Origin of the sequence: Sphingobacterium sp. E70 (assembly GCF_019285695.1) — a bacterium.
Lineage (GTDB): Bacteria > Bacteroidota > Bacteroidia > Sphingobacteriales > Sphingobacteriaceae > Sphingobacterium > Sphingobacterium detergens.
The window spans coordinates 4,935,585-4,961,561 of the sequence record NZ_CP079104.1 but is presented as its reverse complement, the minus strand read 5'-3'; the positions used below and the strand labels follow the sequence as shown (position 1 = coordinate 4,961,561).

The window sequence follows — 25,977 nt, the reverse complement described above, 5'->3', positions numbered from 1 at the left end:
GTTAATCATGCTAAAATGTACTATTTTAATACAAACAAAGGTATTACTTTTCTCAGCAATACCTTGTAGACTATATTTTATTTTATAAAACCTAATTACTTTGCTGCACAAATACTGGCTTTTCCCTTTTTGAGAGCGCCGATAACAACAATGCAAACACAAACTGAAATAACAGTGTGATAGCCAAACCCTTAAAGATTTGACCCAAGGTAATCTTTCCAATCGCATCAACTTGTTTTTCCAACTCCGCAATTTTTGAATCTATGACCTCATCAGGCACATTATTCTTTTCCATATATTCAATGGTCACATTGATGGTGTGCGTGACGACTTTTTCCTGCAAAGTCGGATTCACAAAGTTAACATACACCTGCGTCCCTATAGTAGAAATAATCGTCGAAATAGCCAACATCATAAAGATGGATTTGAGCGCTATGGAAAAACTCCAATAACCGCCATTTGCTTTTCTAAGAGAAAAGAAAATAACGCAGAGATAATAACAAAAATGCCTGTATTGACAATAAAGGACATAGACATAACTCCCCAGAAGGAATTCAGGTCCTTAACAATAAAAAGAACGATCAGTCCAAGAACAAAGGAAATCACGCCTAAAACAATGCCATAGATAATACTCTTCTTCTTGTCAATTACTGCATCGAATCCGGCATTACTGGGGTTGATTGAATCTGCCATAATTATTTACTATAATAAGTACTAAGAACTTTGTATAGAGCCAAATCAAATGCTTTATTGCTTGACGCAGCAGTGTACTCCTCAAATTGCTTTTCATCTGGGTTCAATTCACCGAAGAAACTCATTACCGGATAGAACAATTCATAAACTTCGCTTCGAGGATTAATTCCCTTAGCCACTTTAGCAATTTCAGCATAGGGACTATCTACCAAAATCTGGTTAGCAATGATATCCTCATAAATTTCATGTTCATCTTGAAACTCATCTTCATCAACCAGTAAAAACTCTTTTAAGAAATCATCTAGTTCAGGCTCGATCTCGTCATCTTTGCATTCACCTAAATAAAGGAAAATATTCAGTAACTCCGTTCCACGGTCTATCGTTTCGTCTTCAATAGCCTCCCATTCTTCAGAATCCAAGTAGTCATCCTCAAGCTTGAGTACATCACTAGAAAAGAAATTCATCAATAATAAGTCGACATAGACTTCACGAAGTTCATCAAACAAAGGATAGTCGTCAAAAGACTGGTCTAGCAGCTCCAATTTTTCCAGATAGCTCGCATCTGTATTGAATACTTGGATCAGTTTCTCTAGAAATTCTGGGGCGGTGGAAATCCCATCAACCTTTCCATAATTTAAAACACCTGCCTCTACAGCAGCTTTTATATTTGCTTCCATGGTTTAATCGTTTTTAATGATTTGATTATTATTGATGACCAATTCGACAGCCCCCTTTAAAGTCTGCCCGAATAGTGGAGAATTTTTTGATTTGGATCTATTTGTCTTTTCATCGAAATTCCAAGATTTCGCAAGGTCAAACAAAACTAGATTTGCGGTAGCACCTTCCTTAATCTGCGGAATAGCAAGACCCAGAATTTGCCTTGGTCTTACAGCTAAACTGTTTACAATTTGCTCTTCGTTTAATCCGGCGCGAACTAACAGCGGTAATACTGTTTGTAATCCGATTATTCCGTTTTTAGCAATATGAAATTCCACATTTTTATATTCTATTTCCTGTGGAGTGTGTTGTGATACCACCGCATCTATTACACCATCCTTTATACCTTTTATCAACGCTTTCGCGTCAGCTTTGGTCCTTAATGGTGGGCTTACTTTATAGTTGCTATCAAAACCAACGATATCCTCATCCGTAAATACTAATTGATGTGCGGCTACATCACAAGTTACCCGAAGGCCCTTCGCTTTCGCTTTTTTAATTAAATCTACAGCTTCAGGTGTACTGATTGATGCAAAATGGATTGGAGCTTCTGTATATTCCGCTAGATAGAGATCACGGGAAACCATCAATGATTCCGCAAGGTTAGGAATTCCTTTCATTCCTAAATAAGTGCTCATTGTGCCCTCATTCATTTTATTCCCCCTGCCATAGACTCATCTTCAGCATGTGAAAAGATCAGTCCTTCAAATCCTTTTGCATACAACAAAGCTCTACTCATTAATCCAGCTTGTTGTACACTCTTATTTCCATCACTGAATGCAACTGCACCATTTTGCTTCATATCGTACAGCTCAGCCATTTCTTTGCCTTCACGCTTCTTGCTAATAGCACCGATGGGATGTACATCGACAATATTTCCTTTCGCCGCATTAACGACAAGCGCCACCTCAGACCGACTTTGAATTGCGGGTTCAGTATTAGGCATCACTGCCACGGCGGTAAAACCTCCAGCAGCGGCGGCAGCCGTTCCTGTTCGGATATCTTCTTTTGTTTCCAAGCCCGGTTCCCGAAATTGGCGTGTAAATCGAAAAATCCAGGCGATAGAACCTTACCTGTTCCATCGATTGTCTCTACGTTTTTATCAGCTACTTTGATGGTGTTTCCAATCTGTGCAATCTTCCCTTTTTCGATAAATACGTCAACAGTCTGCTGATGATATTCGTTACCCGGCAAAATTACTTTAACAGAAGTAATCAATAAGCTTTTCATATATGAATGTGATTGAAATTAATAGGATACAAATTGTCTGTTGAAGCATGTAGCGTGTTCCATGATGATAAACAAAAACGAATTTATCACTATAAATTGTATAGCTATAAACAGATTTTTCGCGTGATGCTTTTGATTGCTTCATTTCGAGAAACAAAGTTACAAAATACAATTTTATTATAGAACACTAAAAATAGATTTCAGTGAACATTCACTAGGAATTTTCTCCCCACTGATAATGTTTAAAATCAAATCCCGCTAAACTTAGAATTCGATCGACCACAGTCTCAGCCAACTCCTCTAAAGTTTTTGGAAGGCTATAGAAAGATGGAGAAGCAGGACAAATAATTCCACCAGCTTCCGTAACCAGCTTCATATTCTGAATATGGATAATACTTAATGGTGTCTCCCGTGTAACCAAAATAAGCTTCCGTCTTTCCTTTAACATTACATCCGCTGCACGGGTAGTAAGATCTGAAGAAGTTCCATAAGCAATTCTTGATAAGGTTCCCATAGAACAAGGACAGACAATCATGGTGTCAAAACGCGCCGAACCCGATGCAAATGGTGCAAAAAAATCATTTTTATCGTAGAACTTGAAAGGCACATCTTGATAGCTCTCGTCTCCCAATTCGGCCCGCCACACATCCTTCGCATTATTAGACATCACAATACCGACCTCAGCTAGCTGAGATTTTAGTGAATTCAGTTTTTCCAGCAACAACTTCGCATATATAGAGCCACTCGCTCCTGTAATAGCAACAACAATCTTTCTTTTGGACATTTCCTTTAAATATAAAAACAAAGCTATAAAAAAAGGGTCGAAGTGAGAAACACCCGACCCTACATCTACCTATGAAAAACATGCCCTTGGGAGGGGCTTAACAAAAGTACATCTACTTTTTAATTTTCAAAAATATTATATGAATTACTACACATTTGTGTATATAAATTTTAAAAAATGCCCATTTCAGCCCTTTTCCTATCCTAATTATTCTAAACATTTATATCCCCTACCATTTTCGCGTTATTAGTACCACGCTGATTTAGGAAATAAATTCGCTATTCAAACAGTTATTTTTCATTAATAAAACCTATTTTAGTAGAAGAGTTACGCAATTACATTTGAAAATGAATCTTTCTGTTTTAGAACAATATATTGAAGAAGGAAAAAGTCATGACATCGATCTATTATTGATCGGAAACCCTGAATTATTACAAGAGACAACCAGTCATGGCATTTCCCCTTTATTATTAGCATGCTATTATAACAAACCACAAATCATCCGGATACTTTTGCAACACACCAAATCGATGACCATCCATGAGGCCTGTGCAGCAGGATTAACCGCATACGTGGAAGCAATTATCCAACAGGCTCCATCTGTTGTCAACGAATGGTCTTCCCACGGTTTTACACCGTTGACACTCGCAACCTATTTCAACAAGGCTGATATCGTCCGTCTATTATTATCCAAAAAGGTAAACCCAAATGTTGCCAGCAGAAACGAACAGCTTGCTTCCCCCTACATATTGCTGCATCAAATAATAATGAGGAAATCGGTAAAATGCTTATTGAAGCCGATGCCGATGTAAATGCAATCCAGGCAACAGGAGAAACTGCACTACATTTTGCTGCCCAACATGGTAATATCGACTTCATCGTAGCTTTATTGGAATTTGGTGCAGATACCCAAATTGTCAACCTAGCAGGATTTACGCCAGCAGACCTCGCTTTGGAAAAAGGATATAAAGAAATCGCCGAAATACTAGCAAATTAACCACTTCGCAAAATTTCGGCACCAATCCTACAATGAAGACATTGTTTCTTGTCGCAGTATAATTTCTTCAACTGTAATATTGCCTGGCTTTGAGAAGCATTTTCTGCAACCCATTCGAATTCTTCAAACCGTTTTATGATCGTATTTTTTTTCGGCTGGTAGCGTCTCCATAAAGTGGATAGCTCTGTCGATATATTTCTCTATCCCATAATACTTCCCATAAGCAAAAAGAAAGAGCACTACCACATTAACAAGGAGGACATCAATGGTACCTTTTCCTATTTTCCCAGAATGTTCAATGGACGTCTTTCCGCCTAATGAAAAACGACACTTCCAGTATTCATTTAACGGGTCTATACAAAACAATGATCGTGCATCCGCCACATTCTCCAAGCTTAAAATCGTTGAAAGATTCAGTGATTTCTGACTAAACAATGCAACCAACTGCGCGATTCGAAGTTCGGGAAAATTATAAGGTCTCATTCTCAACTTTTTCCATCCCCATTTACAATCGCAATTTCATGAACGCGCTGGTGATAGATAAACTCTTTATAGAGTAAATTAGCATATTTATCATCTCCTTCACCAGGCAGAAAGCCCCCGTTCCAAAAAAAAAAAATCGCTTCGATCTTCAATATATCAGAACGATATTTATGCAATAAGGGCAAGGGAAGTTTCTCTCCAAGCTCATGAAATGTCTCTGCATTCACCTTTAGGCCCATGCACCTACACATCCAGATCCAGAAAACCTTCTCCCAATCATTTCCATGGTCAGCCAACAAACCAAAGATCACCTGAACTTTCATTTCCAAACGCTCATAAGATAAGGCATCCAACCACATCGTTTTCTTTAACGAATCAACTGAGCTCAGTTGCGACTGACAAGGAACCCAGTTTGTCGTATTCATCATCATCGAATACTTATCAAGTAAATGCGGATCTACACATTCCGAAAGCAAGATCGTCGGGATAACACTCCCATCCCTACGCTGTATGACTTTATCATTTACCCAAACAACATGAAGTATGACATTATTGTAAGCAGTATCATCCTGATGATGATGTCGATCCCAGTCCGACGAACGAATATGGATTTCAATATTTCCATACCATTCCTTGTCTCCAAGTCTGATATGAGCCATTAAAAATCTGGCCCTGCGTTCAGGTTATGCTGACCAAGGTTTATCACAGTCAACGGCTCTCCATCACTAGATAACAATCCTATTGTATTGAATAGCCGTAGTTTCCAGATAAACTGCATTAAGTTTTCTGTAACCACCATAATTGTATTCTAAAAAATTAGATCCTGCAGATCAAAGGTTTATAATTTCCTAAATATACAATTTATTGGGATCATTTCACATAAACCACAAGCAAATCATTGGAAATCATTTGCTTTTCAAGAACCCTACCATTCAATTTTGGAGCAGGTACACCAGTATGCAATTCTGTCTCAGATTGAAATACCCGCGCTTCATCCCAGAGACCAGCATCAATAAATGTTTGTAAGGTCTTCGCTCCGCCTTCAATGATAATAGATTGCACATCCATCAGGTACAATTGATAAAGAATACTTTGTGGTAAATATAGACCATAGTTTTCAAGCTCAATATGTTTAATATGGCCTTGCCAGTCAGTTTTTTTGCATTAAACACAATAGTATCAGCTTTTTCATCAAAAATCTTAGCCTCCGGTGAAATGACTAAATCTCGATCGATCAACACACGGATTGGATTTTTACCTTTCCAATGCCTAACGGTCAAACTGGGATTGTCAATCCGGGCAGTATTTGTTCCCACTAAAATTGCATCCTCTTCTGCGCGCCAACGATGAGTCAATTGTTGGCTAGCGGCGTTACTAATCCAAACCTGTTTATCCTCTTGACCTATTAAGCCATCTTTAGATTGGGCCCATTTTAAAATAACATAAGGGCGATGTTGGCTAATTCGTGTAAAAAAACGGCGGTTGAGCCAGATCGCTTCTTTCTCTAAAAGACCAATTTCAACCTCAATACCTGCCTCTTTTAATATTTCAATACCTTTCCCATTGACCTTTGCATAAGGATCCAAACAAGCCACAAAACCTTCAGCGGTTTAAGATCAGCGATCATATTCGCACAAGGCGGTGTTTTACCATAATGTGCACAGGGCTCAAGGCTCACATAAAATGTACTTGCAGCCAATAATTCTTTTGCTGTATCACCATACCTGTCCAACACCTGACTTACGGCGTTAACTTCAGCATGAGGGCCTCCGTAAGGAGAAGTATACCCCTCGCCTATAATTTGGTCGTCATGAACGATAACTGCACCCACCATGGGGTTTGGGCTGACAGATCCTGCTCCTAGCTGAGCGAGATCCAAGCAGCGTTGCATATATTGCCTGTGCATATTCATAATGCAAATCTATGAAAATCGTACCTTTGACGCATGAGAATACTTCAAGATTTCGAATTAACGTTTCAACATGAATTAAATTCCATCTATGACAAGGACGAAATAAAGTCTATATTTTTACTTGTTGTGGAAGAACTATTGGGTATAAAAAGAATAGCATATCAATTGAAAAAAGGTGATTTCGTATCAGAAACGGAGGCTATTCGCTTTTTGGACATTGTTCAGGATCTCAAAAAAACAGGCCTATTCAATATATTTTAAATAAGGCCGATTTTTATGGGGATTTTTTTGAAGTGAATGAATCTGTTCTGATACCGAGACAAGAAACAGAGGAACTTGTTGATTTGATCATAAAAAAACACGCTAGTTCATCCGGATTAAAGGTCATTGATATCGGAACTGGTTCGGGTTGCATCCCTATTATTTTATCAAAACACTTAAATCAGGCACATGTAACCACAGTAGACATTTCCAAAGAAGCCATCAATACCGCCAAAAAAATGCGCTACGACTAGGGAATCAATCCATTTCATCAATGCGGATATTTTAGAATGGGATTACGTCTTTTCAGACCAACAATACGACATTATCGTTTCCAATCCCCCTATATCACGCCAAATGAAAAACAGTACATGCAACAGAACGTATTAGCTTACGAACCTGAGCTCGCTTTATTCATTGAAGAAAGTGCACCATTGATCTTTTATGATGTAATTTCCTCATTTGCATTAAAACATTTGGTACCTCATGGCGATCTTTATTTTGAGATTAATCAATATCTGGGACCGGAAACAAAGGAGCTCATAGAGAAAAAGGTTTTCATCATGTTCAGCTTATCAAGGATATCAATGGTGCAAACAGGATACTTCATGCAAAAAAGAGAGGCTAGCAAAAATAATCTTTTTATTTATTAGACAGTTACCGCCGATAAACCAAATTTTAAAACCAATAATTTGGAGCATATAGAAAGAAATTATACCTTTGCATCACTTTCAAAAACAGAAAGGATTCCGTAGCTCAGCTGGTAGAGCAATACACTTTTAATGTATGGGTCCTGGGTTCGAATCCCAGCGGGATCACTAAGAAAAAAGCTAATCGCAAGATTAGCTTTTTTGTTTAAGAACATAAGGATTCGAAAGAAGGGTCGGCCGGGTTCGATCCTACGGAGGCTCAAGAATGTACTCGGGAACTGTGGGACTGAGCCAATCCCAGCGGGATCACTAAGAGAAAAGCTAATCGCAAGATTAGCTTTTCTTGTTTAAGGATATAAGGATTCGAAAGAAGGGCCTGACCAATTAGATCCGTCGAATATCCTACAAGGCACACAGAAACTGTGGGACTCAGCTATTCGCGAGATATATTGAAAACTATTTGCAGTTTAAATTGTCGTTATTATATAGAAAACAAATAATTAATACGATCCATTATGAAAAAAATAGTGCCTTTCTCCTTAATGTCAAGTACGCTTTTATTAATGACAAGCTGCTCTGTGATAGAGAGTATTTTTAAAGCCGGTGTTTGGACAGGTATACTCATTGTTGTAGTTGTCGTTGCGCTTGTCATCTGGCTAATCAGCAAGCTTTTCGGCGGGTCCAAATAATGCATGGGATCTGGCAACTTTCATGAAAATTGAAAGATGCCAGATCCTATGTTCATGCCCGCGTCGCTCTCCTTTTCCCTAGCCCGTCCCCGTCAACTTCGGTAAATAAGCCTTTTTGCATTGAATTACCGCCGCTTTTTGAAAACCCCATTTGAAAACCTCTTTTTATGTTATCTTTATAATTTAATAATTCATCATCTGAATACAATTAAACCTGCGAAGCAGCATTCATAAAAATAACGCATACCCTATTCTACAGCGAATAGCGGATGAATAATGATAAGAAATGGAGAGGAAAGAGAACATGAAAAGAATTACCTTAAAAGAGATTGGAAAGCAATTAAACCTTTCACCGGGGACCATTTCCAAAGCGCTTAATGATAGTCATGAAATCAGTGCGGAAACAAAAAAATGATTCTAGCTTACACGCAGAAGATTAACTATATTCCAAACTTTTCAGCCAAAAGCTTAAAAACTGGACGCTCAAATACACTGGCTATTATTGTCCCTTTTATTTCAAGCTCTTTCTTCTTCGATTTCTACGAAGAAATCTCCTGATATTATCCCAAACAAATTACCAGTTAATCTTACTCCAGACGTTCAACGATGAAAAAAAGGAAAAAGAAGCACTGGAACTCTGCGTACAAAGTAATATCGATGGTATCATCATTTCACCCGTAAAAAATGACTCCAGTTTATCCCTGTTGATGTATATCATGGAGCAGATATGCCCAATCATTATTTTTGACCGAATAAATCATCAACTTGACACCTTTAAAATCGGCATACAAAACAACAAGGTAATCTATCAAGCTACAGAAGAAATGATAAAAAATGGCCGTAAAAATATCATTTTACTACTTTGTAAAGATATCGGAGGGAATGCCAGCAGGATTAAGGGGTACAAAGATGCACTATTCAACTGTTCGATTCCTTATAACGAACAAAATATTGTGGAAATATCTTATTCAAGTCCCAAAGATGATATTGATGAAGAGCTCGAAAGAAAAATAAGCAGCTTATTAAGCACCCCCAGCCCCAGATGCACTTCTATCGACCACGGACACTTTATCATTAAAGGTCTTACATATATTAAATAAGTTAGCCGTAAAGATTCCAGAAAACATGAATTTAATCGGCTTCAGCAACACACCTTTTGCGAATAGCTTAAACCCGTCCTTGACAACTATTACCCAACCAACACGTCTTATGGCCGATCGATCTGTAGAACTGTTATTAGAGATGTTAAAAAATAGAAATAAAAAAATTATTTCGAATTTGAAACTTACTTTTTAGACTGTAAAATAGAACATCGAAAATCAACTTCCGTATCTCGTGAATAGGCAGTATCCTTTTTTAGACCAATATGAAACAAACGTTACATCATTTAACAACTTAACACCATTATATTCATTTATAAACATTAAATACAATATGTCATTCAATTCCGATAACCATCCAGGAAACAACTCAAGGAGATCATTCCTAAAAAAATCCAGCATCATTGCCCTCGGAAGCTCCTCCCAACCTCTTCGTTGTTCTCCTTTACCAACCAATCAAAAGATCAAATCATTAAAGTAGGACTTATTGGCTGCGGCGGCAGAGGCACGGGCGCAGCGATCCAAGCTCTACAAGCCGATCCAAATTGTCAAATTACGGCTATGGCAGACGTTTTCCAGGACCGCATGGACCAATCCTATGCCGCTTTGATGGAAGTTCGCCCAAAACAGGTAAAAATTGACAAAAACAACAAGTTCTTAGGTTTCGATGCCTTCGAAAAAGTAATCAATAGTGATGTAGACGTGGTATTGTTAACCTCTCCGCCGGCTTTTAGGCCACTGCATTTAAAAGCTGCTGTTAACGCAAAAAAACATATCTTCTGTGAAAAACCTATGGCCGTTGACGTACCAGGGCTACAGAGTGTATTACAGTCGGTAAAAAAGCAAAAGAATTAAACTTATCACTTGTTTCTGGCTTCTGTTTCCGTTATGATCTTCCAAACCGAGCTACATTTACTAAAGTGTTAGAAGGAGCAATAGGCCAGGTAAGATCAGTTAGTACATTTCGCTATGGTGGCGAAGCGACCTATATCGACCCACGTCCAGAATGGAATAAAATGACCCAACAAATGAGAAACTGGTTTTATTACAACTGGCTTTCAGGTGATTTTATCGTAGAACAAGCAGTACACAGTTTAGATATGATGTCTTGGGCCATGGGTGACGTTATGCCTATTTCAGCGATGGGTACAGGCGGCAGACAAGTCCGTGTAGATTCAAAATATGGGAATATCTACGACCATTTTGCGATAGAATTTAAGTATGCAAATGGAGCTATCGGAACACACTTCTGTCGACAACAAGCTGGAGCCACCCCTAGAAACTCAGTAAGCATGTTAGGATCAGAAGGTGCGGCCGAAGTCATCATCGGCGGAAAACATACAATAACTGGAAAAATGGACTGGAATTACACCGGAGCAAAAAACAATATGTACCAAACGCAACATGATGAGTTGTTTGCGGCAATCAGAAGTAACAAACCGATCAATGATGGCGAGTGGATGACCAACAGCACATTACTGGCTATTTGGGCACGCATGGCAGGCTATACAGGTCAAAACCTAACCTTTGATCAAGTAATAAATTCGAAAGAAAGTCTTGGGCCGGAGTTATCGTCTTATAATTGGGAACTTAACATAGACGGACCTCTTATTGCTACACCTGGAAAGACAAAGTTTAGCTAACCTCCAAAACCTTATGAAAAGACTTATTTATTCTATTTTCAGCATTTTATTGCTTAATAATAGTAACCTCCTAGCCCAAAACAATACCTTATTTAATTTTGGCCAGGAAATCCAATGGGACGATTGGGTAGTAAACAAGAAGAACGCAGAAAAAATTCACTGGATTAATGTCAATACAGACCCTGAAACATGGCGTATCGAAAAGGGAATCTCATTTGCAAGGGAAAACCAATAGGTGTAGTACGCTCTTCAAAACAGTACGAAAACTTTATTATCCATGTCGAATGGAACCATCAATACGCTGGTGGTAATTCAGGAATCTTCGTTTGGTCAGATGCCAAACCTGATCCATCCGGCAGGCTACCTGGTGGCGTAGAAGTACAAATGCTCGAATTGGACTGGGTAAATCAGAATCATATTGATGGCAAACAAGCACCAATTGCCTACGTGCATGGCGAACTATTTGGTGTCGGTGGTGTTACCACAATACCGGACACCCCCGTGGTACACGTAGCAAATCCATAGAAAACAGAGCTAAGGGGAAAGGCGAATGGAACAAATACACAATCATATGTGTTGACGGCACGATCAAATTAGCTGTCAACGGGAAATTTGTCAACGGAATACGCAATTCAACTGTAAAAAAGGTTACCTCTGCCTCGAATCTGAAGGATCGGAGATTCATTTCCGCAATTTTAAACTGATAGCACTGGAACCTGGCGTCACAACTGATCAACAGGTCGCAGCGCTTATTAACCCATAGATCAGGATATACCAAAAAGCTCAAAATTCAAACAATTGGAATTTTGAGCTTTTACAAAATAAATACCCTTCAAAAGACCTTAACAAACAAAATCAGTGCGGAAGACTATTTGATCAGATTACGCAATGCATGCACTGGCAAATCAATTTTTGTATCGTTCGACAAACGTCCTTTCAATGTATTCCATTGCAAGCTATCCAGCCGGACAGAAGAAACACCTTCGGTTTTGATATCCAAAACATCGACCCTAGACTTATCCCCTTTTCTATTAAAATAGACCTGCGAATTCTTAACAAGAATATCAGCAGTCTTGTAATCAACTCGAGGCAACCCTAGATTGGTGTTGGTGACATCAACCCGTAAATGACTGACGGGTGCTGTATTTTTGTCGTCACGGGACCCAAAATCATCTATATGCGAATTTGTCAAAACCAAATTAAGCGTATTGATGGCCGTTTCTCCACTTAAAGAAAAATTCTCAACACTGTCACCAACAATAGTGAATTCATCAAGCTTTGCAGAAAACTCGTTCACATCTGCTTTCTTTAATTTTAAGAATTTCAAATCCGGTGTAAAAATATAGACTGACTTATAATACTTATCACCACCCTCCAAAAAATCCAGCACAAGAAAACCATCGGCATCTACATTTACCTTTACAAAATCCGCCTGGCTCTTATTCACCTTCAGCATAAACTTATCACTTTTCACCACATATAAATTGATCCCCTGGCATCTGAACCAAGGATCTGTAGTTTATCAAATTTACCTACAGGAAATGACCGAAAATAAACATCTGCCGCACCAGGGTTTGACACCTCCTTTTCTACATTTTTATGATAAACGTTTGCATCTAACCTATTGATCCGAACCAAATAAGAGGCCACCAATGTCGGAACAACAAAAAGGAATATTGCGAGCCCTATCAATAATTTAGTACTTAATTTCATGATTCATTTTGATTAAAATTCTGTTCAACAAACTGTCTGTAACGTTGCTCCAATTCAGGTAAACCGATTTCCAATAAATAAATATTCCGAAAGAACAATGGAAGATCCTCTTCCAAAAAAAAATCTTCCGGTAAGATTTAACATTCCGGACAGAATCCCCGGTCAAGAAAAAACCGATTCCGCGTTTATTCGCGATAATCTCCTTCTGTTGCAGCATATCATAGGTCCTCATAACTGTATTCGGATTCACCTCCAATTGAACTGCCAGCTCCCGCACCGAGGGCAACTTGTCGTTCGTTTTCCAGGTTTCCATTAAAATATGATCACATACATATTCCGCAATCTGTAGATAAATCGCTTTGTTGGCATTAAATTCCATATTAAATCTCCTTCTCTTTTAACCTTAAAAGGCAATCCCCAGAATATCAATGTGAGCGCTATTCCTGTCACTGTAATTAGCCCAAAGATGTGATTTGAATCTGACCAATAATTATCATCCATGCGCCCCACTGTATTTTCCGTTTGTGTTTTCATGAGATACACAAAAAAGACATCCAGACCACGCAATAAAGCAACAGTGAGATCGCGGTCTTAATATATTGATAGCTCTTAAAAACAATCCCCCAGTAAAAATATGGCATTTAATAGGACAGGTAAAAAACAGGCATAATACGCGCCGCTCGGATAATCCACGGTAAAAAATATTGCCAGAACTCCACCGTAACCTGTTCACCAAGTTCATTCACCTCCGTTCTAATGGAAGGACCAAAACCTCGCAAATAGGAAATGAAGGCTAGATCGATCAGATAATAGATCAGTAGATATGAGCTGATCCCAATGATCACTGTATAGAAAATAGCGACCAGAAATTTCTCCAACTGCGAAGCAGGTATCATCAATTCAAAAATAGCTTTTGTCTTACGTCCAAGATCAGCAAAATAACTGCTCGAGATCACAGTCACAAAAAACAATCCCAATACACAGAATAAAGGTGATCTAAAATTCAATATCGAATAAACATTGGCAAAATCATGCTGAAGATGATCATAATTAGTCCCCACATTGAAAGCATAAAAACAAAAGATTACGCCTGCGATTACACCTATTGACATCAGATATATTCGTCCAAAACCGACCCATTGCCTACGGATCAGTGCAAAAAAACGTGTAGTATTAAACAGGTCTGACATATTCATCGACTTTAATGAGATTTGTAATTTTTTCCTTTTGCTGTAACACCGCATTGAACAACAACTCCAGATCCAGTTTGGAATCTTCCACCAGTGTATTTGGAAGAATCACATTGAAACCTCCAAGCGCCTCCTCCGCATGCAGCACATCAAAAGATAGTTCCTTCATCTTTTTAAAACAGAGCTTATCAGTAATCAGGTTAACAGGTGCATTCAGCGCTACCTTATGCTCATCAAGTAAAATGACCGCATCAATCAGATTATCCAGATCACGTACCTGATGGGTTGAGATAATTACACAACGGTCGTCTGTGATGGCCGAAGCCATAATTTTACGAAACTGCGCCTTAGAAGGAATATCTAGCCCATTCGTTGGTTCATCCATAATGATAATTTTCGTATTGGAAGCCAAACCGAAGGAAATAATGTATTTCTTTTTCTGACCATAGCTCATCTCCGCCAATTTTTGTTCTACCGGAATTTCAAATTCTTTGATCAAGCGATAAAAATGTTCCCGGTCAAAATTGGGATAAAACCCAGCATTGGCTTTTAAAAATTGTTCTGATTTTACCGCAGGCAAATAAAACTCCTCCGGAATAAAACTGATCTCCCGCAACAAAGAGGGCTCCCTTCGAGTTGGGTTGTGTCCCAAGACTTCAACCACCCCCGATACTGGATACACTAAGCCGGCAATATTTTTGAGCAAGGTAGACTTACCCGCGCCGTTCTTTCCAAGTAATCCATAGATATGCCCCTGCTTCAAAGTGAGGTCCATTTGAAGAAAGAGTGGCCTGGACTTACTATAACTAAAATTTAGATTTTGGATAGTAATCATACTACTGTATTATTTAATTAATACACTAATATAGATACTAATTCTCGATGTTTCCAAAAATATTTAAAAAAAAAAATAAATCTGTAGCCCCTATTTTAAAGGCTATAGGCTCATGAGATCTGCACCTTATATAATAACTAAGAATCAGTAAAAACAGAAAACAATAAGTTTATATAAAAATCATATATACACTGATAAAAAGATCATTAAATAAATGAATTATGAAATTCATAATGAAAAAATAAGATCAGAACGCACTATTTTCGCACCTATCTAAAACCGCCGCAACACAAAAAACTTAAAATTAGCACCTTGAGAGCACTTTTTAATCCAACGAAGCGAGAGGTAAAGCAACTAGCAAAAAACTCTCAAATCGCTTAAAAACATAAAAAACCACACATTACGCACCCCAATCACCAAAGTAAATTAAAATTGGAATCCGCCACCATACTTTTTGAGCTAATTTCCCTATACAATCTAGCCAAAAACCGCGTTTGCAGCACTCAGAAACCAATTAACCTTAAGTTAATACCGGACATATGTAGATTTTAAATAATTAATAATCAAAACACTACAAACACTACATAAACAAAAAAATAACATTAAATTCAAGCCTCATTTTTATCATCTTCTCATTCGACGATAGAACTCAGTAATCATTTTTAACCCGAATCTGCTTCGCAGTTGTCACAATAATCAGCTGACTGAAGTGTTTTTAATGTATTTTATGTTCATCTTTGTATCGCTATGACTTCTATTTACGCCTTTATTTTAGCTTTACACTCCACCTGGCGATGGATTGTTTTGATCATTCTTATAGTTAGTTTATTACGTTTTGCCTATCAACAAAAGAATAGACTCCCCTTCACCCCTACCGATAATTTCTTAAAAAGGCGGTCATTATTGCTTTTTATATGCAAGCATTAATGGGTATCATACTCTATATATTAAGTCCGATCACACAATATTTTCTGACACATTTTAAAACAGCTGTACACTTACGACAGATCCGTTTTTTCGGAATGGAGCATAGCAGCATGATGATTCTCGCAGCAATCATTTTGCTCATTGGAAGTCTAAAAAGCAAAAACGCCGATACAGATGATCGACGTTTTAAAATTTTACTCATTTGGTTTGGTCTTGCTTTATTGATCGTATTAAGTTCTATTCCCTGGGAATTTTCTCCTTTGACCAGTAGACCAAGTTTCCGTTCTTTTGATCAGCGATTCTTCCACTCTCCCTTTCGTTTATCACGCATTGCCGCCATCCCTTCTTTGAAGTCGGCTGTCTGACGAAGTTTAGCAAGCTCATCCAAAAGAAACGCATATTTATCCACCAACGAATTTTCTTTCAATTTGCGAAGCGCCCCAAAACCCTTGCGATAGCCAAGGGTGCATTCTCTACAATAGCTCTTTTCAATGCATCTAATTCGGCCTCCTCTGGTTCCAAAATCGCATAAAGCAACTCCTTTTCCAGTGCCTCTTCTGCCGAGAAAGACCGACCTTGAATACAAAGATCCATTGCCTTCCGTTCGGGCATATACTCCAGGAGCAACGCCAATACCTGAAAAGGAAAAAGGCCGATCTTCACTTCCGGTAACGAAAATCGCACCTGCGGCAGGGCAAACAAATAAGTGCAGGATAGGGCAATTAAAAACCCTCCCGCAATCACATCGCCCCGAACAACACATATCGACGGTTTATCTAAATTAGCAAACAGTTCGGCCAGCGATTTCTCGACCTTGGGAATCCGAGGATTAGCCTCATCAACCAACGGATCTTCAAAAGCTTTCAGATCCATCCCGGCACAAAATACGGGCCCTTCAGCTTCAACCTGTATCAAACGAATCTCTGGATCCGCATTAGCCACTGCCAAAGCATAGGCAATCTCACTCACCATGGTCGGACTAAAAGCATTCCTTTTCTCCGATCGCGCCAGCGTCAATATAAACACATGCTGTTCGCGTTGTACCTTTATGAAATTCAGTTTTCCATTTATTCTATCTACAAGATCATCTGCCTAAAGCTCTCCTCCAGGGCCATCTTCTCCATCAAACTCCCCTATCAAAAAGATCCAGCAAAATTTCTGACGGAATATTTCCAACCAAATCATCTTTGGCAAATGGACATCCACCATAACCCAATAATGCCCCTTCAAACTTACGGCAGCCTGCATCGTAGGCAGCCTGAACCTTTGCAAGACTATCTTCCCGCCTGGCATGAAAATGCGCCCCTACAGCGAGCTGCGGATATCGCGTCCGGACAAGACCAAAGAGGTCGGCAATCTGCCCAACACTCGCCTCTGAAGTAGTATCCGCCAAAGAAAATTCGGCTATACCAAGCTGCATCAATCGATCGATCCATTCTTCAACCAGATCTACTGACCATGGATCACCATATGGATTACCAAAAGCCATGCTAATATACACGACCAATGCCTTACCATAGGTATCAGCCAAGGTTTTCATTTCCTTCAATTGCTGATAAGAATCATCCAGCCCCTATTCGTATTGCGCAACTGAAAGGTTTCTGATATAGAAAACGGATAACCTATAAAATCTATTTTTTCCTCTTGAACAGCCTCTTGAACACCTCTCAGATTGGCGACAATTGCCAATAGCTTTACCCGATCATTCTTCAAAACGCCATTTAGGACTTCTTTTGTGTCAGCCAATTGCGGAACCGCCTTTGGAGAAACAAACGAACCAAAATCAATCACATCAAATAAGCCACTTTCTATCAACGCATTGATATGTTTGACCTTTTTGTCTGTTGCAATAAAATTATGCAGCCCCTGAATGGCATCTCGTGGACAATCGACCAATACAACCTGATCTTTCATATTATACTATAAAATATCTTTTTCAATTTCGCGCGCAATCACCATCTTCTGAATACTGGATGTTCCCTCGCCTATTGTACATAGTTTGGCATCACGAAAGAACTTTTCAGCAGGATAATCTTTTGTAAAACCATATCCACCAAAAATCTGTACAGATTCATTTGAAACACTTACTGCCGCCTCAGAAGCATACAGTTTGGCCATTGCGCCAATTTTGGATACGCGTTCCCCATGATCTTTGAGATACCCCGCCTGACGGGTCAATAGCTCACTCGCCTCTACTTGGGTAGCCATATCTGCCAAGGCAAACGAAACCGCCTGAAAATCATAAATCTTCTTCCCAAACTGCTCTCTTTCATGTGCATATTTTAACGCACATTCATAAGCACCACGTGCAATACCCAAAGAAAGGGCTGCAATGGAGATTCTTCCGCCATCCAAAAGCTTTAGAGCCTGCACAAATCCTTGACCTTCCTCACCGATGAGCTGGTCACGATGAATCCTACAGTTATCAAAAAATAAGCATGCAGTCTCCGAAGCACGCATGCCTAATTTATTTTCTTTTTTTTCCTGCAGTAAACCCTGGCGTATCCTTTTCGACAATAAAGGCGGACATTCCTTTTTATCACCCTTTTGCCCCGTCCGGGCGATCACAACAGCGACACTCGAACTAATGGCATGTGTAATAAAATTCTTCGAACCATTCAGCACATAATAATCTCCATCCCTTTCGGCAAAGGTGGTCATACCACCGGCATCCGAGCCTGAACCAGTCTCTGTGAGGCCCCAAGCACCAATCCATTCCGCAGTAGCTAATTTCGGAAGATAGCGTTTCTTCTGTTCTTCATTAGCAAAACTCAAAATATGATTGGTACATAATGAGTTATGTGCCGCCACCGAAAGTCCGATCGATCCACAAACTTTGGAGATTTCATCCAGTACGGTGATATACTCCTGATAACCTAGGCCCGAACCTCCGTATTCCTCGGGAACGATAACGCCCATGAAACCGTGTTCACCTAATTTTTTAAAAACTTCTATTGGAAATATTTGGGCTTCATCCCATTCCATCACATAAGGTTTGATATGATACTGTGCAAAATCTCGTGCACTCTGTCTGATCATATCCATTTGTTGTTTATTTTCAATAAACATAAGCATGAATATTAAATTTACAATCGGTAATACAATTCAAATATATCAAAATATTTAGGAATAAAATTGCAAATATTTTAAAATTTTATTTTAAATTTATCTAAAAATAAGAAATTCTTAATCATATCGCTTTTTAAACCAGAATTATAAACTATGAAGGAGCTGCTCGCATTACTTCGCCAAAAAGAGAAAATTTAAAACTCGGTGGTGGCATCGATAAAATCAAAAAATTGAAAGAGAAAGGTAAGCTGTCGGCATGGGAAAGAATAGCATACTTACTGGATCCAGACCGGGAGTACCTCGAAATAGGTATGTTTGCTGGAGAGGGCATGTATACAGAACATGGAGGCTGTACCAATGCCGGTTGTGCAGCGGTATTGGGTTATGTTAAATCCAAACTTTGTGTTATCGTTTCCAATGATGCCACAGTAAAAGCTGGAGCCTGGTTTCCGATCTCGGCAAAGAAAAATCTTCGTGCACAGGAGATCGCGATGGAAAACAATCTTCCAATAATATATCTGGTGGATTCCGCCGGTGTTTTTTTACCGATGCAAGATGAAATCTTCCCCGACAAAGAACACTTTGGACGGATATTCCGTAATAATGCCCGCATGTCCTCCATGGGCATTCCGCAGATTGCCGCGATTATGGGCAGCTGTGTCGCAGGCGGAGCCTACTTACCCATCATGTCGGACTATGCTTTCATTGTCGAAGGTACAGGATCTGTATTCCTAGCTGGCCCTTATTTGGTTAAATCAGCTATTGGGGAAACTGTGGATGCCGAAACACTCGGTGGCGCTTCCACACATTCTGAAATATCAGGTGTCACAGACAACAAATTCCCCGACGACCAAAGTTGCCTCACAGCAATTAAAAACGTAATTGACAAAATCGGTGGGAATGCAAAAGCAAATTTCAATCGCAAAGAAAGCCTGCCTCCAAAAACAGACCCCGAAAAAATTGCAGAAATCCTTCCGGAAGATCGAACCAAACCTTACCGCATGCAAGACATCCTCGAAGCGATTGTTGACGCAGAAACACTGGAGGAGTATAAACCCGATTACGGCAAAACCATTGTATGCGCGCTTGCACGTGTAGATGGATGGGCTGTGGGTATCGTCGCCAATCAACGGGAAATCATTAAAGCAAAGAAACCTGGTAATGCAATGGAAATGCAAATGGGTGGCGTTATCTATAGTGACTCTGCAGACAAAGCTGCACGCTTTATCATGAACTGCAACCAACAAAACATTCCGCTTGTCTTCTTTCAGGATGTCACTGGATTTATGGTCGGCAGCCGATCCGAACAAGGTGGAATTATTAAAGATGGCGCCAAAATGGTCAATGCAATGGCAAATTCCGTCGTACCCAAATTTACATTCATCGTAGGAAATAGCTACGGAGCGGGAAATTATGCGATGTGCGGTAAGGCCTATGATCCTCGGTTGATCTATGCTTGGCCAAGCGCCCAGATGGCCGTCATGAGCGGCGCCGCAGCTGGTAAAACGCTATTTCAGATCCAGGAATCAGCACTAAAAGCCAAAGGAAAGGAAATCAATGAAGAAGAAAAGAATATACTATTGAAATCCATTGAAGACCGATATAATGAGCAGCTAAGTCCCTATTATGCCGCTGCCCGACTTTGGGTAGATGGAATTATTGCCCCTGATGAAACCAGAAAAGTCATCAGCATGGGAATTGAAGCCGCTAATGAAAAGCCCATTGTCGAACGATACAATGTTGGGGTAATTCAGGTATAAATATAATACGAAAAACGTCCACACGACAATAACTGCCTCAGTAATAAAAAGCGCTCCTGTATCGCATGATACAGGGGCGCTTTATTTAAAGGGTTCCACGAACCTTTTATTGTTTATACCTTGGCCATATTTTACTGATGATTTCAAATTCAGTCAGCCCCACTTTGGTTGCTACGCTACAAATCCATTTATTTGTAACTTTTCTTACTTAAAAAACCATTTCGGGTATATTTTCATCGGCAATTAATTTTCCAGCGGTTGCAGTTCTTATTTCCTCAACACTTACACCTGGAGCTCTTTCTAAAAGCTGGAAACCTCCCTCTGGTAGAATTTCGTAAACGCCTAATTCAGTGACAATTTTTTTATGCACTTTACACCTGTTAATGGAAGTGTGCATTCTGCGAGGAGTTTACTTTCACCACTTTTATTAACTTGTTGCATGGCAACGATAATATTTTTGGCCGAGGCGACAAGGTCCATGGCGCCGCCCATTCCTTTACCATTTTTCCAGGGATTTTCCAATTAGCAATATCGCCACTTTCGGAAACTTCCATGGCACCTAAAATGGTTAAATCTACTTTTGGGCTCTAATCATCCCAAAACTTAGCGCTGAATCGAAAGTTGCAGACCCCGGCAATGTGGTAATGGTTTGCTTACCCGCATTAATCAAATCTGGATCTTCGCTGCCTTCGATAGGAAAAGGTCCCATCCCCAGAAGCCCGTTCTCGGATTGCAAAACCACATTAACCCCTTCTGGAATGTAATTGGCCACCAAAGTTGGAATTCCGATACCTAGGTTAACATAACTATTATTTTTAATTTCTTTTGCAATACGTTTTGCAATTTGTTCTTTAGATAATGCCATAATTTAGTTTTTAGGTCTTACGGTTCTTTGCTCGATTCTCTTTTCGTAATGTTCTCCCTGGAAAATTCTGTGAACATAAATTCCTGGAGTATGAATTTCATCTGGATTTAGCTCACCAACCTCTACCAGTTCTTCAACTTCGGCAATGGTTATTTTACCAGCCATAGCCATTACAGGATTAAAGTTTCTAGCGGTAGAACGATAGATAAGATTGCCTGCTTTGTCGCCTTTCCATGCTTTAACAATAGCAAAATCGGCATCGAAAGCATATTCCAAAAGATAATCTTTGCCTTTAAAGTTTCTCACTTCTTTGCCCTCACCTACTTCGGTCCCAACGCCTGCCGGTGTATAAATGGCTGGCATTCCGTATCCTGCAGCCATACAACGTGTCGCCAAAGTGCCTTGCGGGATTAGTTCTACTTCCAATTCGCCGCTTAGAAGCTGCCTTTCGAATTCGGCATTTTCGCCAACGTAAGATGAAATCATTTTTTTGATTTGCTTTTTTGTAAAAGTAAGCCTAAACCAAAATCATCAACACCCGCATTATTAGAAATACAGGTTAAATCTTTCACTTCTTTTTTACCAGCTCGGCAATAGAATTTTCGGGAATGCCGCAAAGCCCGAAGCCACCTAACATTATGGTCATTCCGTCTTCGATGCCATTGCAGGCTTCTTGTACATTTTTTACTGTTTTATCTATCATTATTAGCGTTATTGGATTAAAAGTATTTCAAACTGATGTTTGATTTTATCATTAATAGGTTTTCCTAAATCAACTGATTAACATTGGCCGCATCCTTTTTGCTCACCATTTCTACCTTCGTATGTATGTAACTAATGGTTGTGAAATTAACGCTGAAGGAACCCATTGGAATGTGCAAATACGTTGGTATCTGTACCCGTGTCACAGCGAAATATATGTTCAGCATAATTTAATGTCGCCTCCCTAAACCAGGTCGATCCAAACAAGCTGTTGCTGTCCACTGGATAAGCGAATACACTGCTAAAACCAAAATGAAATTTTATAGTAAAGTAAGTTGCGACATCCTGCCAAAAATCAGTGATAGTTGACGTTGACCATGTCCGTAGATCATGATAAGACGCGAAGGATAATTGATATCGTTGTTCGATATACTGTTTGAATTTATTGATCTCAGATTGAGATTTTTGTTCTCCTATCGGGCCCCAGAGTAATTTTCCCATAATAGTTGGATATAAAAAACGGTTATACCCAAACTTAGCTAAATTTGCTTTTAAATGCAATTTTAATTGCAGCACATAGCAGAACAAATAGATAATAATAAATAATATATTAAAATATTATTCGGGAATACCCGCAATTAATCAAACAAACGAGATAAATACAACCTGTTTTTTAAAGTACCTCAATTTCTGTTCCTTCAACAGTAGGATGCCCCGTGCACAACAAGATACGCCCATTTTCCATTTCCCGATCGGTTAACACTTCGTTATAATCCATTCGGACTTTCCCCTTGGAACATTGTGAGATACATGTACTGCACATGCCAGATTTACAAGAATAGGGTAGCTTGATTTTATGCTCCAGTCCTACATCCAGAATAGATTTATTATACGGGACCTCAAGATCATAGCTTTCGCCTTGAAAATGTAATTTGATTCGATAGGATGTCGTATCAATTTCCTTTTCAGATTCATCGTCATCATCCTCTTCATTTTCGGGCAATAAAAATGTTTCTCTCTTAATCTGATTGGCATCGAAGCCCATACCCAAAAGTGTAAAACGACATAAATCCATATAAATCACCGGTCCGCAGGTATAAAATAGTGCTTCCTCTTTTTCCCCAACAAGATGATCCTTGACAATGGAAAGAATATAATCCCGATTCAGTCGGGCTTTCATCAGATATTTACTATTGGAATAAATCCAGACAATCGTTAAACGATCGGGGAATTTCATAGCCCATTCCTCCAGCTCCTCACGGAATGGCGTTTGATCAGAGGCACTGTTGCTATACACCAGTACCACCTTAGACTTATCTTCAACAAGCAGCGCCGTTTTAAGAATGGAATATAAGGGCGTTATACCAATACCTGCTGCAAATAAAAACAAGGTTCTTACTTTATACGCATCAGGCTCATATGTAAATAATCCCTGTGGTTCCATGGCTTGAACGATATCCCCTTCAGCAATAGTATGATGAAGCAATCTTGAGATCTCTCCATTTTCCACACGTTTTACCGTAATACTTAATGGCTCATCATAATCCGGCGAACTATTAAAAGAATAGGAACGACGAACCTCCCGATCACCAAACATAAATGAAAGTGTAATAAATTGCCCTGCTTTGTATCTAGGATAGTCGCCGGCAAGAGATTCCAACTGAAAAGTAATATTATTATTGGGTTGGGGAATTATCTTTGCTATTCGTAATGCGTACATAGTTCAAATATACTGTCGAATTTTGGCTTACACAAATGTAAAAACCAGAACGGAAATAGGCTTTTTCAGATACCTTTTATAACAATTTTGTTGTATTACAATTGGCAGACAATTCTTGTACAATATTTGTAGAATTTCACGTTATATTTATATAGAAACTTATTATAATAAGATTATATGCAAACACGCAGAAACTTCCTTCAAAATGCAGCAAAAGCCACATTGGGTATTGCTGTATCTGGATCAATATTACAAGATATTGCTTCCGCGAAAGCAACTGAATTAAATGCCGCTACCTTAAAGTTTTCCCAAGTAAAGTTACCTTTCAGTTATGCCGCATTGGAGCCCAATATTGACGCCTTGACGATGGAAATCCATTATACAAAGCATCATATGGCCTATATCAATGCAGTCAACGAAGCTATTGTTGCTGAGGCGATCAAAGAAACTTCAGAGGAACAGCTTTTAGCTAATATATCCAAATATTCCCCGAAAGCCAGAAATAACGCTGGCGGTGCATGGAATCACAATTTCTTTTGGGAAAGCCTGTCCGACAAAGCTAGTCAACCATCAGAAAAATTGTTAACGATGATCAATAAATCCTTTGGTTCATTAGACAAATTTAAGGAGCAATTCGCCGCCGCAGCGACAAGCCGCTTCGGTTCAGGCTGGGCCTGGTTGATTCTTGATGATTCGGGAACCTGAAAATAACTTCTACCCCAAATCAGGATAATCCGTTAATGGATGTTGCTGAAGTAAAAGGCATCCCAGTTTTGGGACTCGACGTTTGGGAACATGCTTATTACTTGCATTATCAAAACAAGAGAGCAGACTATATTAAAAATTGGTGGAATGTCGTCAATTGGAAAAAAAGTAAATGAGCGACTTGCATAATAACATAAAAAAAGCTCGATCTTAGATCGAGCTTTTTTATGTTATATTCCGTAATAAGACCTACTATCCCAATACAGTTTTAAGTTTGTTCACCTGAAAGTCAATCAGTTTCTGAAGTGGCCCTGATGCGATCATTTTCATCATCATATTCAGATCTGCATCAATTATAAACGTAGCTTTGGTCACAATTTCTGATACTGCTTGCAGTTCCCAACGCAATGTAACCTCGAAAGGCGCTTTTTCAGAAGGAATGAGTTTGATCAATTGGTTTTCTACACGCTCCTCCACTCTTAGCGCTAATTTTGCCATATTTTGAATGGTAAATCGCGCTTCATCCGACGTTGAAGACCAATTATAGATATTTTCAGGCATTAACTGCTCATGATTATTGAGATCAGTTAAAAAAGCAAATACCTCGCTGACATTTCTGTTGATTTCTGTTGTGTTCTGAATAGTAGTCATAACGGTAAATTATTCATCTTTATTGAAAATTTTCACCCCATCCTTCAGGGTTCAATCTCCATTTTTTCAAAATTTCAACATCCTCATCCAAGACATAGCCATTTTCAGCTGCGACTTGAATCAGTGCATCGTAGTTACACAAGCTGAAATAAGGACATTTTGCATCAGCAAAATTATCAGTCGCTTGTTGTAATCCGTACGTAAATATGGAAACCAATCCAACAACATTACAACCCGCTTCACGCAATGCTTTGACCGCGATCAAGCTGCTTTTTCCTGTCGAAATTAGATCTTCAACCACAACTACACGTTGCCCACTGACGACTTCACCTTCGATCATGTTTTGACGTCCATGATCTTTAGCTGAGCTTCTAACATAAGAAAATGGTAAGCCCAAATCCTGTGCTACCAACACGCCTTGTGGAATACCTGCCGTAGCTACTCCAGAAATCATATCTACAGATCCAAACTCTTCTTGAATAAGCTTAGAAAGCTTCTGACGAATATACGTACGTATCGCTGGATGAGATAAAGTGATACGGTTATCACAGTAAATTGGAGACTTCCAACCCGACGCCCAAGTAAAAGGACTTTTAGGTTGCAATTTTATTGCTTTAATTTGCAATAAGGATTCAGCAACTTTTTGTTCAACCTCATTTAAATTATTCATGGCGCAAATTT

At 39.1% G+C, this 25,977-nt stretch carries 40 protein-coding genes, 1 tRNA gene and 3 pseudogenes; 17 read left to right on the top strand and 27 right to left on the bottom strand.

Annotation, left to right across the window (positions count from 1 at the left end; genetic code table 11):
• Positions 1–91: 91 nt before the first annotated feature.
• From KUH03_RS35485 to KUH03_RS35455, 7 genes are all read right to left on the bottom strand, one after another.
• Positions 92–484 (bottom strand): DUF4199 domain-containing protein, encoded by a 393-nt coding sequence (locus KUH03_RS35485; protein ID WP_257097636.1) that lies wholly within the window; start codon positions 482–484, stop codon positions 92–94.
• Positions 433–693, bottom strand: a complete 261-nt coding sequence (locus KUH03_RS35480) for a hypothetical protein (protein WP_257089252.1) — start codon at positions 691–693, stop codon at positions 433–435. The genes KUH03_RS35485 and KUH03_RS35480 overlap by 52 nt, the downstream gene beginning before the upstream one ends.
• A 2-nt stretch (positions 694–695) precedes the next feature.
• Positions 696–1,370, bottom strand: coding sequence for a hypothetical protein (locus KUH03_RS35475; RefSeq protein ID WP_257089250.1), 675 nt, complete (start codon positions 1,368–1,370; stop codon positions 696–698).
• A 3-nt stretch (positions 1,371–1,373) separates the two neighbouring features.
• Positions 1,374–2,063: a dihydroorotase family protein gene (locus KUH03_RS35470; RefSeq protein WP_257089248.1), complete on the bottom strand. Its 690-nt coding sequence runs from the start codon at positions 2,061–2,063 to the stop codon at positions 1,374–1,376.
• Positions 2,060–2,365, bottom strand: coding sequence for a hypothetical protein (locus KUH03_RS35465; protein WP_257089246.1), 306 nt, complete (start codon positions 2,363–2,365; stop codon positions 2,060–2,062). The genes KUH03_RS35470 and KUH03_RS35465 overlap by 4 nt, the downstream gene beginning before the upstream one ends.
• Positions 2,356–2,640, bottom strand: coding sequence for a hypothetical protein (locus KUH03_RS35460; RefSeq protein WP_257089244.1), 285 nt, complete (start codon positions 2,638–2,640; stop codon positions 2,356–2,358). Before KUH03_RS35460 ends, KUH03_RS35465 begins: the two co-directional genes overlap by 10 nt.
• Before the next feature lie 214 nt (positions 2,641–2,854).
• Positions 2,855–3,424 carry a UbiX family flavin prenyltransferase gene (locus KUH03_RS35455; RefSeq protein ID WP_120258393.1) on the bottom strand — a complete coding sequence of 190 codons (570 nt, stop codon included), beginning with the start codon at positions 3,422–3,424 and terminating at the stop codon, positions 2,855–2,857.
• Positions 3,425–3,771: 347 nt separating this feature from the next.
• Here KUH03_RS35455 and KUH03_RS35450 point away from each other — a divergent pair, with 347 nt between their 5' ends.
• Positions 3,772–4,236 (top strand): ankyrin repeat domain-containing protein, encoded by a 465-nt coding sequence (locus KUH03_RS35450; RefSeq protein WP_257089242.1) that lies wholly within the window; start codon positions 3,772–3,774, stop codon positions 4,234–4,236.
• A complete protein-coding gene (locus KUH03_RS35445) occupies positions 4,173–4,421 on the top strand; it encodes an ankyrin repeat domain-containing protein (protein WP_306429855.1) in 249 nt (82 codons plus the stop codon). Before KUH03_RS35450 ends, KUH03_RS35445 begins: the two co-directional genes overlap by 64 nt.
• Positions 4,422–4,544: 123 nt before the next feature.
• Here the strand turns inward: KUH03_RS35445 and KUH03_RS35440 are convergent, their stop codons facing one another.
• From KUH03_RS35440 to KUH03_RS35420, 5 genes and pseudogenes are all read right to left on the bottom strand, one after another.
• Positions 4,545–4,904, bottom strand: a complete 360-nt coding sequence (locus KUH03_RS35440) for a DUF2851 family protein (RefSeq protein ID WP_257089240.1) — start codon at positions 4,902–4,904, stop codon at positions 4,545–4,547.
• 2 nt (positions 4,905–4,906) lie between these two features.
• Positions 4,907–5,682: pseudogene (locus tag KUH03_RS35435) on the bottom strand (DUF2851 family protein).
• 92 nt (positions 5,683–5,774) lie between these two features.
• Positions 5,775–5,972: a hypothetical protein gene (locus tag KUH03_RS35430; RefSeq protein ID WP_257089237.1), complete on the bottom strand. Its 198-nt coding sequence runs from the start codon at positions 5,970–5,972 to the stop codon at positions 5,775–5,777.
• A complete protein-coding gene (locus tag KUH03_RS35425) occupies positions 5,972–6,490 on the bottom strand; it encodes a bifunctional diaminohydroxyphosphoribosylaminopyrimidine deaminase/5-amino-6-(5-phosphoribosylamino)uracil reductase (RefSeq protein WP_257089235.1) in 519 nt (172 codons plus the stop codon). The genes KUH03_RS35430 and KUH03_RS35425 overlap by 1 nt, the downstream gene beginning before the upstream one ends.
• Positions 6,445–6,816, bottom strand: a complete 372-nt coding sequence (locus KUH03_RS35420; RefSeq protein ID WP_257089233.1) for a bifunctional diaminohydroxyphosphoribosylaminopyrimidine deaminase/5-amino-6-(5-phosphoribosylamino)uracil reductase RibD — start codon at positions 6,814–6,816, stop codon at positions 6,445–6,447. Before KUH03_RS35420 ends, KUH03_RS35425 begins: the two co-directional genes overlap by 46 nt.
• Before the next feature lie 33 nt (positions 6,817–6,849).
• Between KUH03_RS35420 and KUH03_RS35415 the strand changes: the two genes are divergently transcribed.
• From KUH03_RS35415 to KUH03_RS47210, 11 genes are all read left to right on the top strand, one after another.
• Positions 6,850–7,077, top strand: coding sequence for a hypothetical protein (locus tag KUH03_RS35415; protein WP_257089231.1), 228 nt, complete (start codon positions 6,850–6,852; stop codon positions 7,075–7,077).
• Between the two features lie 32 nt (positions 7,078–7,109).
• The gene (locus tag KUH03_RS35410; protein WP_257089229.1) at positions 7,110–7,331 is read left to right on the top strand and encodes a methyltransferase domain-containing protein; all 222 of its coding nucleotides are present in this window, start codon (positions 7,110–7,112) and stop codon (positions 7,329–7,331) included.
• 36 nt (positions 7,332–7,367) lie between these two features.
• Positions 7,368–7,730 (top strand): hypothetical protein, encoded by a 363-nt coding sequence (locus KUH03_RS35405; protein ID WP_257089227.1) that lies wholly within the window; start codon positions 7,368–7,370, stop codon positions 7,728–7,730.
• A 92-nt stretch (positions 7,731–7,822) separates the two neighbouring features.
• Positions 7,823–7,895, top strand: a tRNA-Lys gene (locus tag KUH03_RS35400).
• An 825-nt stretch (positions 7,896–8,720) separates the two neighbouring features.
• Positions 8,721–8,831, top strand: coding sequence for a winged helix-turn-helix transcriptional regulator (locus tag KUH03_RS35395; RefSeq protein ID WP_257089225.1), 111 nt, complete (start codon positions 8,721–8,723; stop codon positions 8,829–8,831).
• A gap of 139 nt (positions 8,832–8,970) precedes the next feature.
• Complete coding sequence (locus tag KUH03_RS35390) at positions 8,971–9,516, top strand: substrate-binding domain-containing protein (protein WP_306429854.1); 546 nt, start codon at positions 8,971–8,973, stop codon at positions 9,514–9,516.
• Positions 9,506–9,712: a substrate-binding domain-containing protein gene (locus KUH03_RS49690; protein WP_373564881.1), complete on the top strand. Its 207-nt coding sequence runs from the start codon at positions 9,506–9,508 to the stop codon at positions 9,710–9,712. Before KUH03_RS35390 ends, KUH03_RS49690 begins: the two co-directional genes overlap by 11 nt.
• Before the next feature lie 239 nt (positions 9,713–9,951).
• Positions 9,952–10,371 carry a Gfo/Idh/MocA family protein gene (locus KUH03_RS35385; RefSeq protein WP_257089223.1) on the top strand — a complete coding sequence of 140 codons (420 nt, stop codon included), beginning with the start codon at positions 9,952–9,954 and terminating at the stop codon, positions 10,369–10,371.
• 65 nt (positions 10,372–10,436) lie between these two features.
• On the top strand, positions 10,437–11,159 hold the full coding sequence (locus KUH03_RS35380) for a Gfo/Idh/MocA family oxidoreductase (protein WP_257089221.1): 723 nt from the start codon (positions 10,437–10,439) through the stop codon (positions 11,157–11,159).
• Between the two features lie 189 nt (positions 11,160–11,348).
• Positions 11,349–11,684 (top strand): DUF1080 domain-containing protein, encoded by a 336-nt coding sequence (locus KUH03_RS35375; protein ID WP_257089219.1) that lies wholly within the window; start codon positions 11,349–11,351, stop codon positions 11,682–11,684.
• Complete coding sequence (locus KUH03_RS47210; protein ID WP_306429853.1) at positions 11,621–11,863, top strand: family 16 glycoside hydrolase; 243 nt, start codon at positions 11,621–11,623, stop codon at positions 11,861–11,863. Before KUH03_RS35375 ends, KUH03_RS47210 begins: the two co-directional genes overlap by 64 nt.
• Positions 11,864–12,027: 164 nt before the next feature.
• On the opposite strand, the gene KUH03_RS35370 is transcribed toward KUH03_RS47210, so the two are convergent.
• From KUH03_RS35370 to KUH03_RS35350, 5 genes are all read right to left on the bottom strand, one after another.
• Positions 12,028–12,633 (bottom strand): hypothetical protein, encoded by a 606-nt coding sequence (locus tag KUH03_RS35370; protein WP_257089218.1) that lies wholly within the window; start codon positions 12,631–12,633, stop codon positions 12,028–12,030.
• Positions 12,630–12,872, bottom strand: a complete 243-nt coding sequence (locus tag KUH03_RS35365; protein WP_257089216.1) for a hypothetical protein — start codon at positions 12,870–12,872, stop codon at positions 12,630–12,632. The genes KUH03_RS35370 and KUH03_RS35365 overlap by 4 nt, the downstream gene beginning before the upstream one ends.
• Positions 12,856–13,251, bottom strand: coding sequence for a GntR family transcriptional regulator (locus KUH03_RS35360; RefSeq protein ID WP_257089214.1), 396 nt, complete (start codon positions 13,249–13,251; stop codon positions 12,856–12,858). The genes KUH03_RS35365 and KUH03_RS35360 overlap by 17 nt, the downstream gene beginning before the upstream one ends.
• Before the next feature lie 262 nt (positions 13,252–13,513).
• Positions 13,514–14,062 (bottom strand): hypothetical protein, encoded by a 549-nt coding sequence (locus KUH03_RS35355; protein WP_257089211.1) that lies wholly within the window; start codon positions 14,060–14,062, stop codon positions 13,514–13,516.
• Positions 14,046–14,897, bottom strand: a complete 852-nt coding sequence (locus KUH03_RS35350) for an ATP-binding cassette domain-containing protein (protein ID WP_257089208.1) — start codon at positions 14,895–14,897, stop codon at positions 14,046–14,048. The genes KUH03_RS35355 and KUH03_RS35350 overlap by 17 nt, the downstream gene beginning before the upstream one ends.
• A gap of 914 nt (positions 14,898–15,811) precedes the next feature.
• Between KUH03_RS35350 and KUH03_RS35345 the strand changes: the two genes are divergently transcribed.
• Positions 15,812–16,189: a hypothetical protein gene (locus tag KUH03_RS35345; RefSeq protein WP_257089206.1), complete on the top strand. Its 378-nt coding sequence runs from the start codon at positions 15,812–15,814 to the stop codon at positions 16,187–16,189.
• 58 nt (positions 16,190–16,247) lie between these two features.
• Here the strand turns inward: KUH03_RS35345 and KUH03_RS35340 are convergent, their stop codons facing one another.
• The 4 genes from KUH03_RS35340 to KUH03_RS35325 form a co-directional block, all read right to left on the bottom strand.
• Positions 16,248–16,850 carry an enoyl-CoA hydratase/isomerase family protein gene (locus KUH03_RS35340; protein WP_257089204.1) on the bottom strand — a complete coding sequence of 201 codons (603 nt, stop codon included), beginning with the start codon at positions 16,848–16,850 and terminating at the stop codon, positions 16,248–16,250.
• Positions 16,851–16,947: 97 nt separating this feature from the next.
• Positions 16,948–17,364, bottom strand: coding sequence for a hypothetical protein (locus KUH03_RS35335; protein WP_257089202.1), 417 nt, complete (start codon positions 17,362–17,364; stop codon positions 16,948–16,950).
• Between the two features lie 5 nt (positions 17,365–17,369).
• Entirely contained in the window at positions 17,370–17,738 is a 369-nt protein-coding gene (locus KUH03_RS35330) for a hypothetical protein (RefSeq protein WP_257089199.1), read from the bottom strand.
• 6 nt (positions 17,739–17,744) lie between these two features.
• Positions 17,745–18,863, bottom strand: coding sequence for an acyl-CoA dehydrogenase family protein (locus KUH03_RS35325; RefSeq protein WP_257089197.1), 1,119 nt, complete (start codon positions 18,861–18,863; stop codon positions 17,745–17,747).
• Between the two features lie 260 nt (positions 18,864–19,123).
• Here KUH03_RS35325 and KUH03_RS35320 point away from each other — a divergent pair, with 260 nt between their 5' ends.
• Positions 19,124–20,653 carry an acyl-CoA carboxylase subunit beta gene (locus tag KUH03_RS35320; RefSeq protein WP_373564546.1) on the top strand — a complete coding sequence of 510 codons (1,530 nt, stop codon included), beginning with the start codon at positions 19,124–19,126 and terminating at the stop codon, positions 20,651–20,653.
• Between the two features lie 208 nt (positions 20,654–20,861).
• On the opposite strand, the pseudogene KUH03_RS49685 reads toward KUH03_RS35320, so the two are convergent.
• From KUH03_RS49685 to KUH03_RS35295, 4 genes and pseudogenes are all read right to left on the bottom strand, one after another.
• Positions 20,862–21,518: pseudogene (locus tag KUH03_RS49685) on the bottom strand (3-oxoacid CoA-transferase subunit B).
• Positions 21,519–21,521: 3 nt separating this feature from the next.
• Positions 21,522–22,221: pseudogene (locus KUH03_RS35310) on the bottom strand (CoA transferase subunit A).
• A gap of 146 nt (positions 22,222–22,367) precedes the next feature.
• A complete protein-coding gene (locus KUH03_RS35300; RefSeq protein WP_257089191.1) occupies positions 22,368–22,721 on the bottom strand; it encodes a hypothetical protein in 354 nt (117 codons plus the stop codon).
• A 172-nt stretch (positions 22,722–22,893) separates the two neighbouring features.
• Positions 22,894–23,940 (bottom strand): ferredoxin--NADP reductase, encoded by a 1,047-nt coding sequence (locus tag KUH03_RS35295; RefSeq protein WP_257089189.1) that lies wholly within the window; start codon positions 23,938–23,940, stop codon positions 22,894–22,896.
• Positions 23,941–24,117: 177 nt separating this feature from the next.
• Here KUH03_RS35295 and KUH03_RS35290 point away from each other — a divergent pair, with 177 nt between their 5' ends.
• Positions 24,118–24,645: a superoxide dismutase gene (locus KUH03_RS35290; RefSeq protein WP_306429263.1), complete on the top strand. Its 528-nt coding sequence runs from the start codon at positions 24,118–24,120 to the stop codon at positions 24,643–24,645.
• A gap of 35 nt (positions 24,646–24,680) precedes the next feature.
• Positions 24,681–24,821, top strand: a complete 141-nt coding sequence (locus KUH03_RS47190) for a Fe-Mn family superoxide dismutase (RefSeq protein ID WP_306429262.1) — start codon at positions 24,681–24,683, stop codon at positions 24,819–24,821.
• Between the two features lie 76 nt (positions 24,822–24,897).
• Here the strand turns inward: KUH03_RS47190 and KUH03_RS35285 are convergent, their stop codons facing one another.
• Both KUH03_RS35285 and pyrE read right to left on the bottom strand, forming a co-directional pair.
• Complete coding sequence (locus KUH03_RS35285; protein WP_257089187.1) at positions 24,898–25,296, bottom strand: SRPBCC family protein; 399 nt, start codon at positions 25,294–25,296, stop codon at positions 24,898–24,900.
• Positions 25,297–25,315: 19 nt separating this feature from the next.
• Positions 25,316–25,966: an orotate phosphoribosyltransferase gene (pyrE, locus tag KUH03_RS35280; protein ID WP_120258415.1), complete on the bottom strand. Its 651-nt coding sequence runs from the start codon at positions 25,964–25,966 to the stop codon at positions 25,316–25,318.
• Between the last annotated feature and the right edge of the window lie 11 nt (positions 25,967–25,977).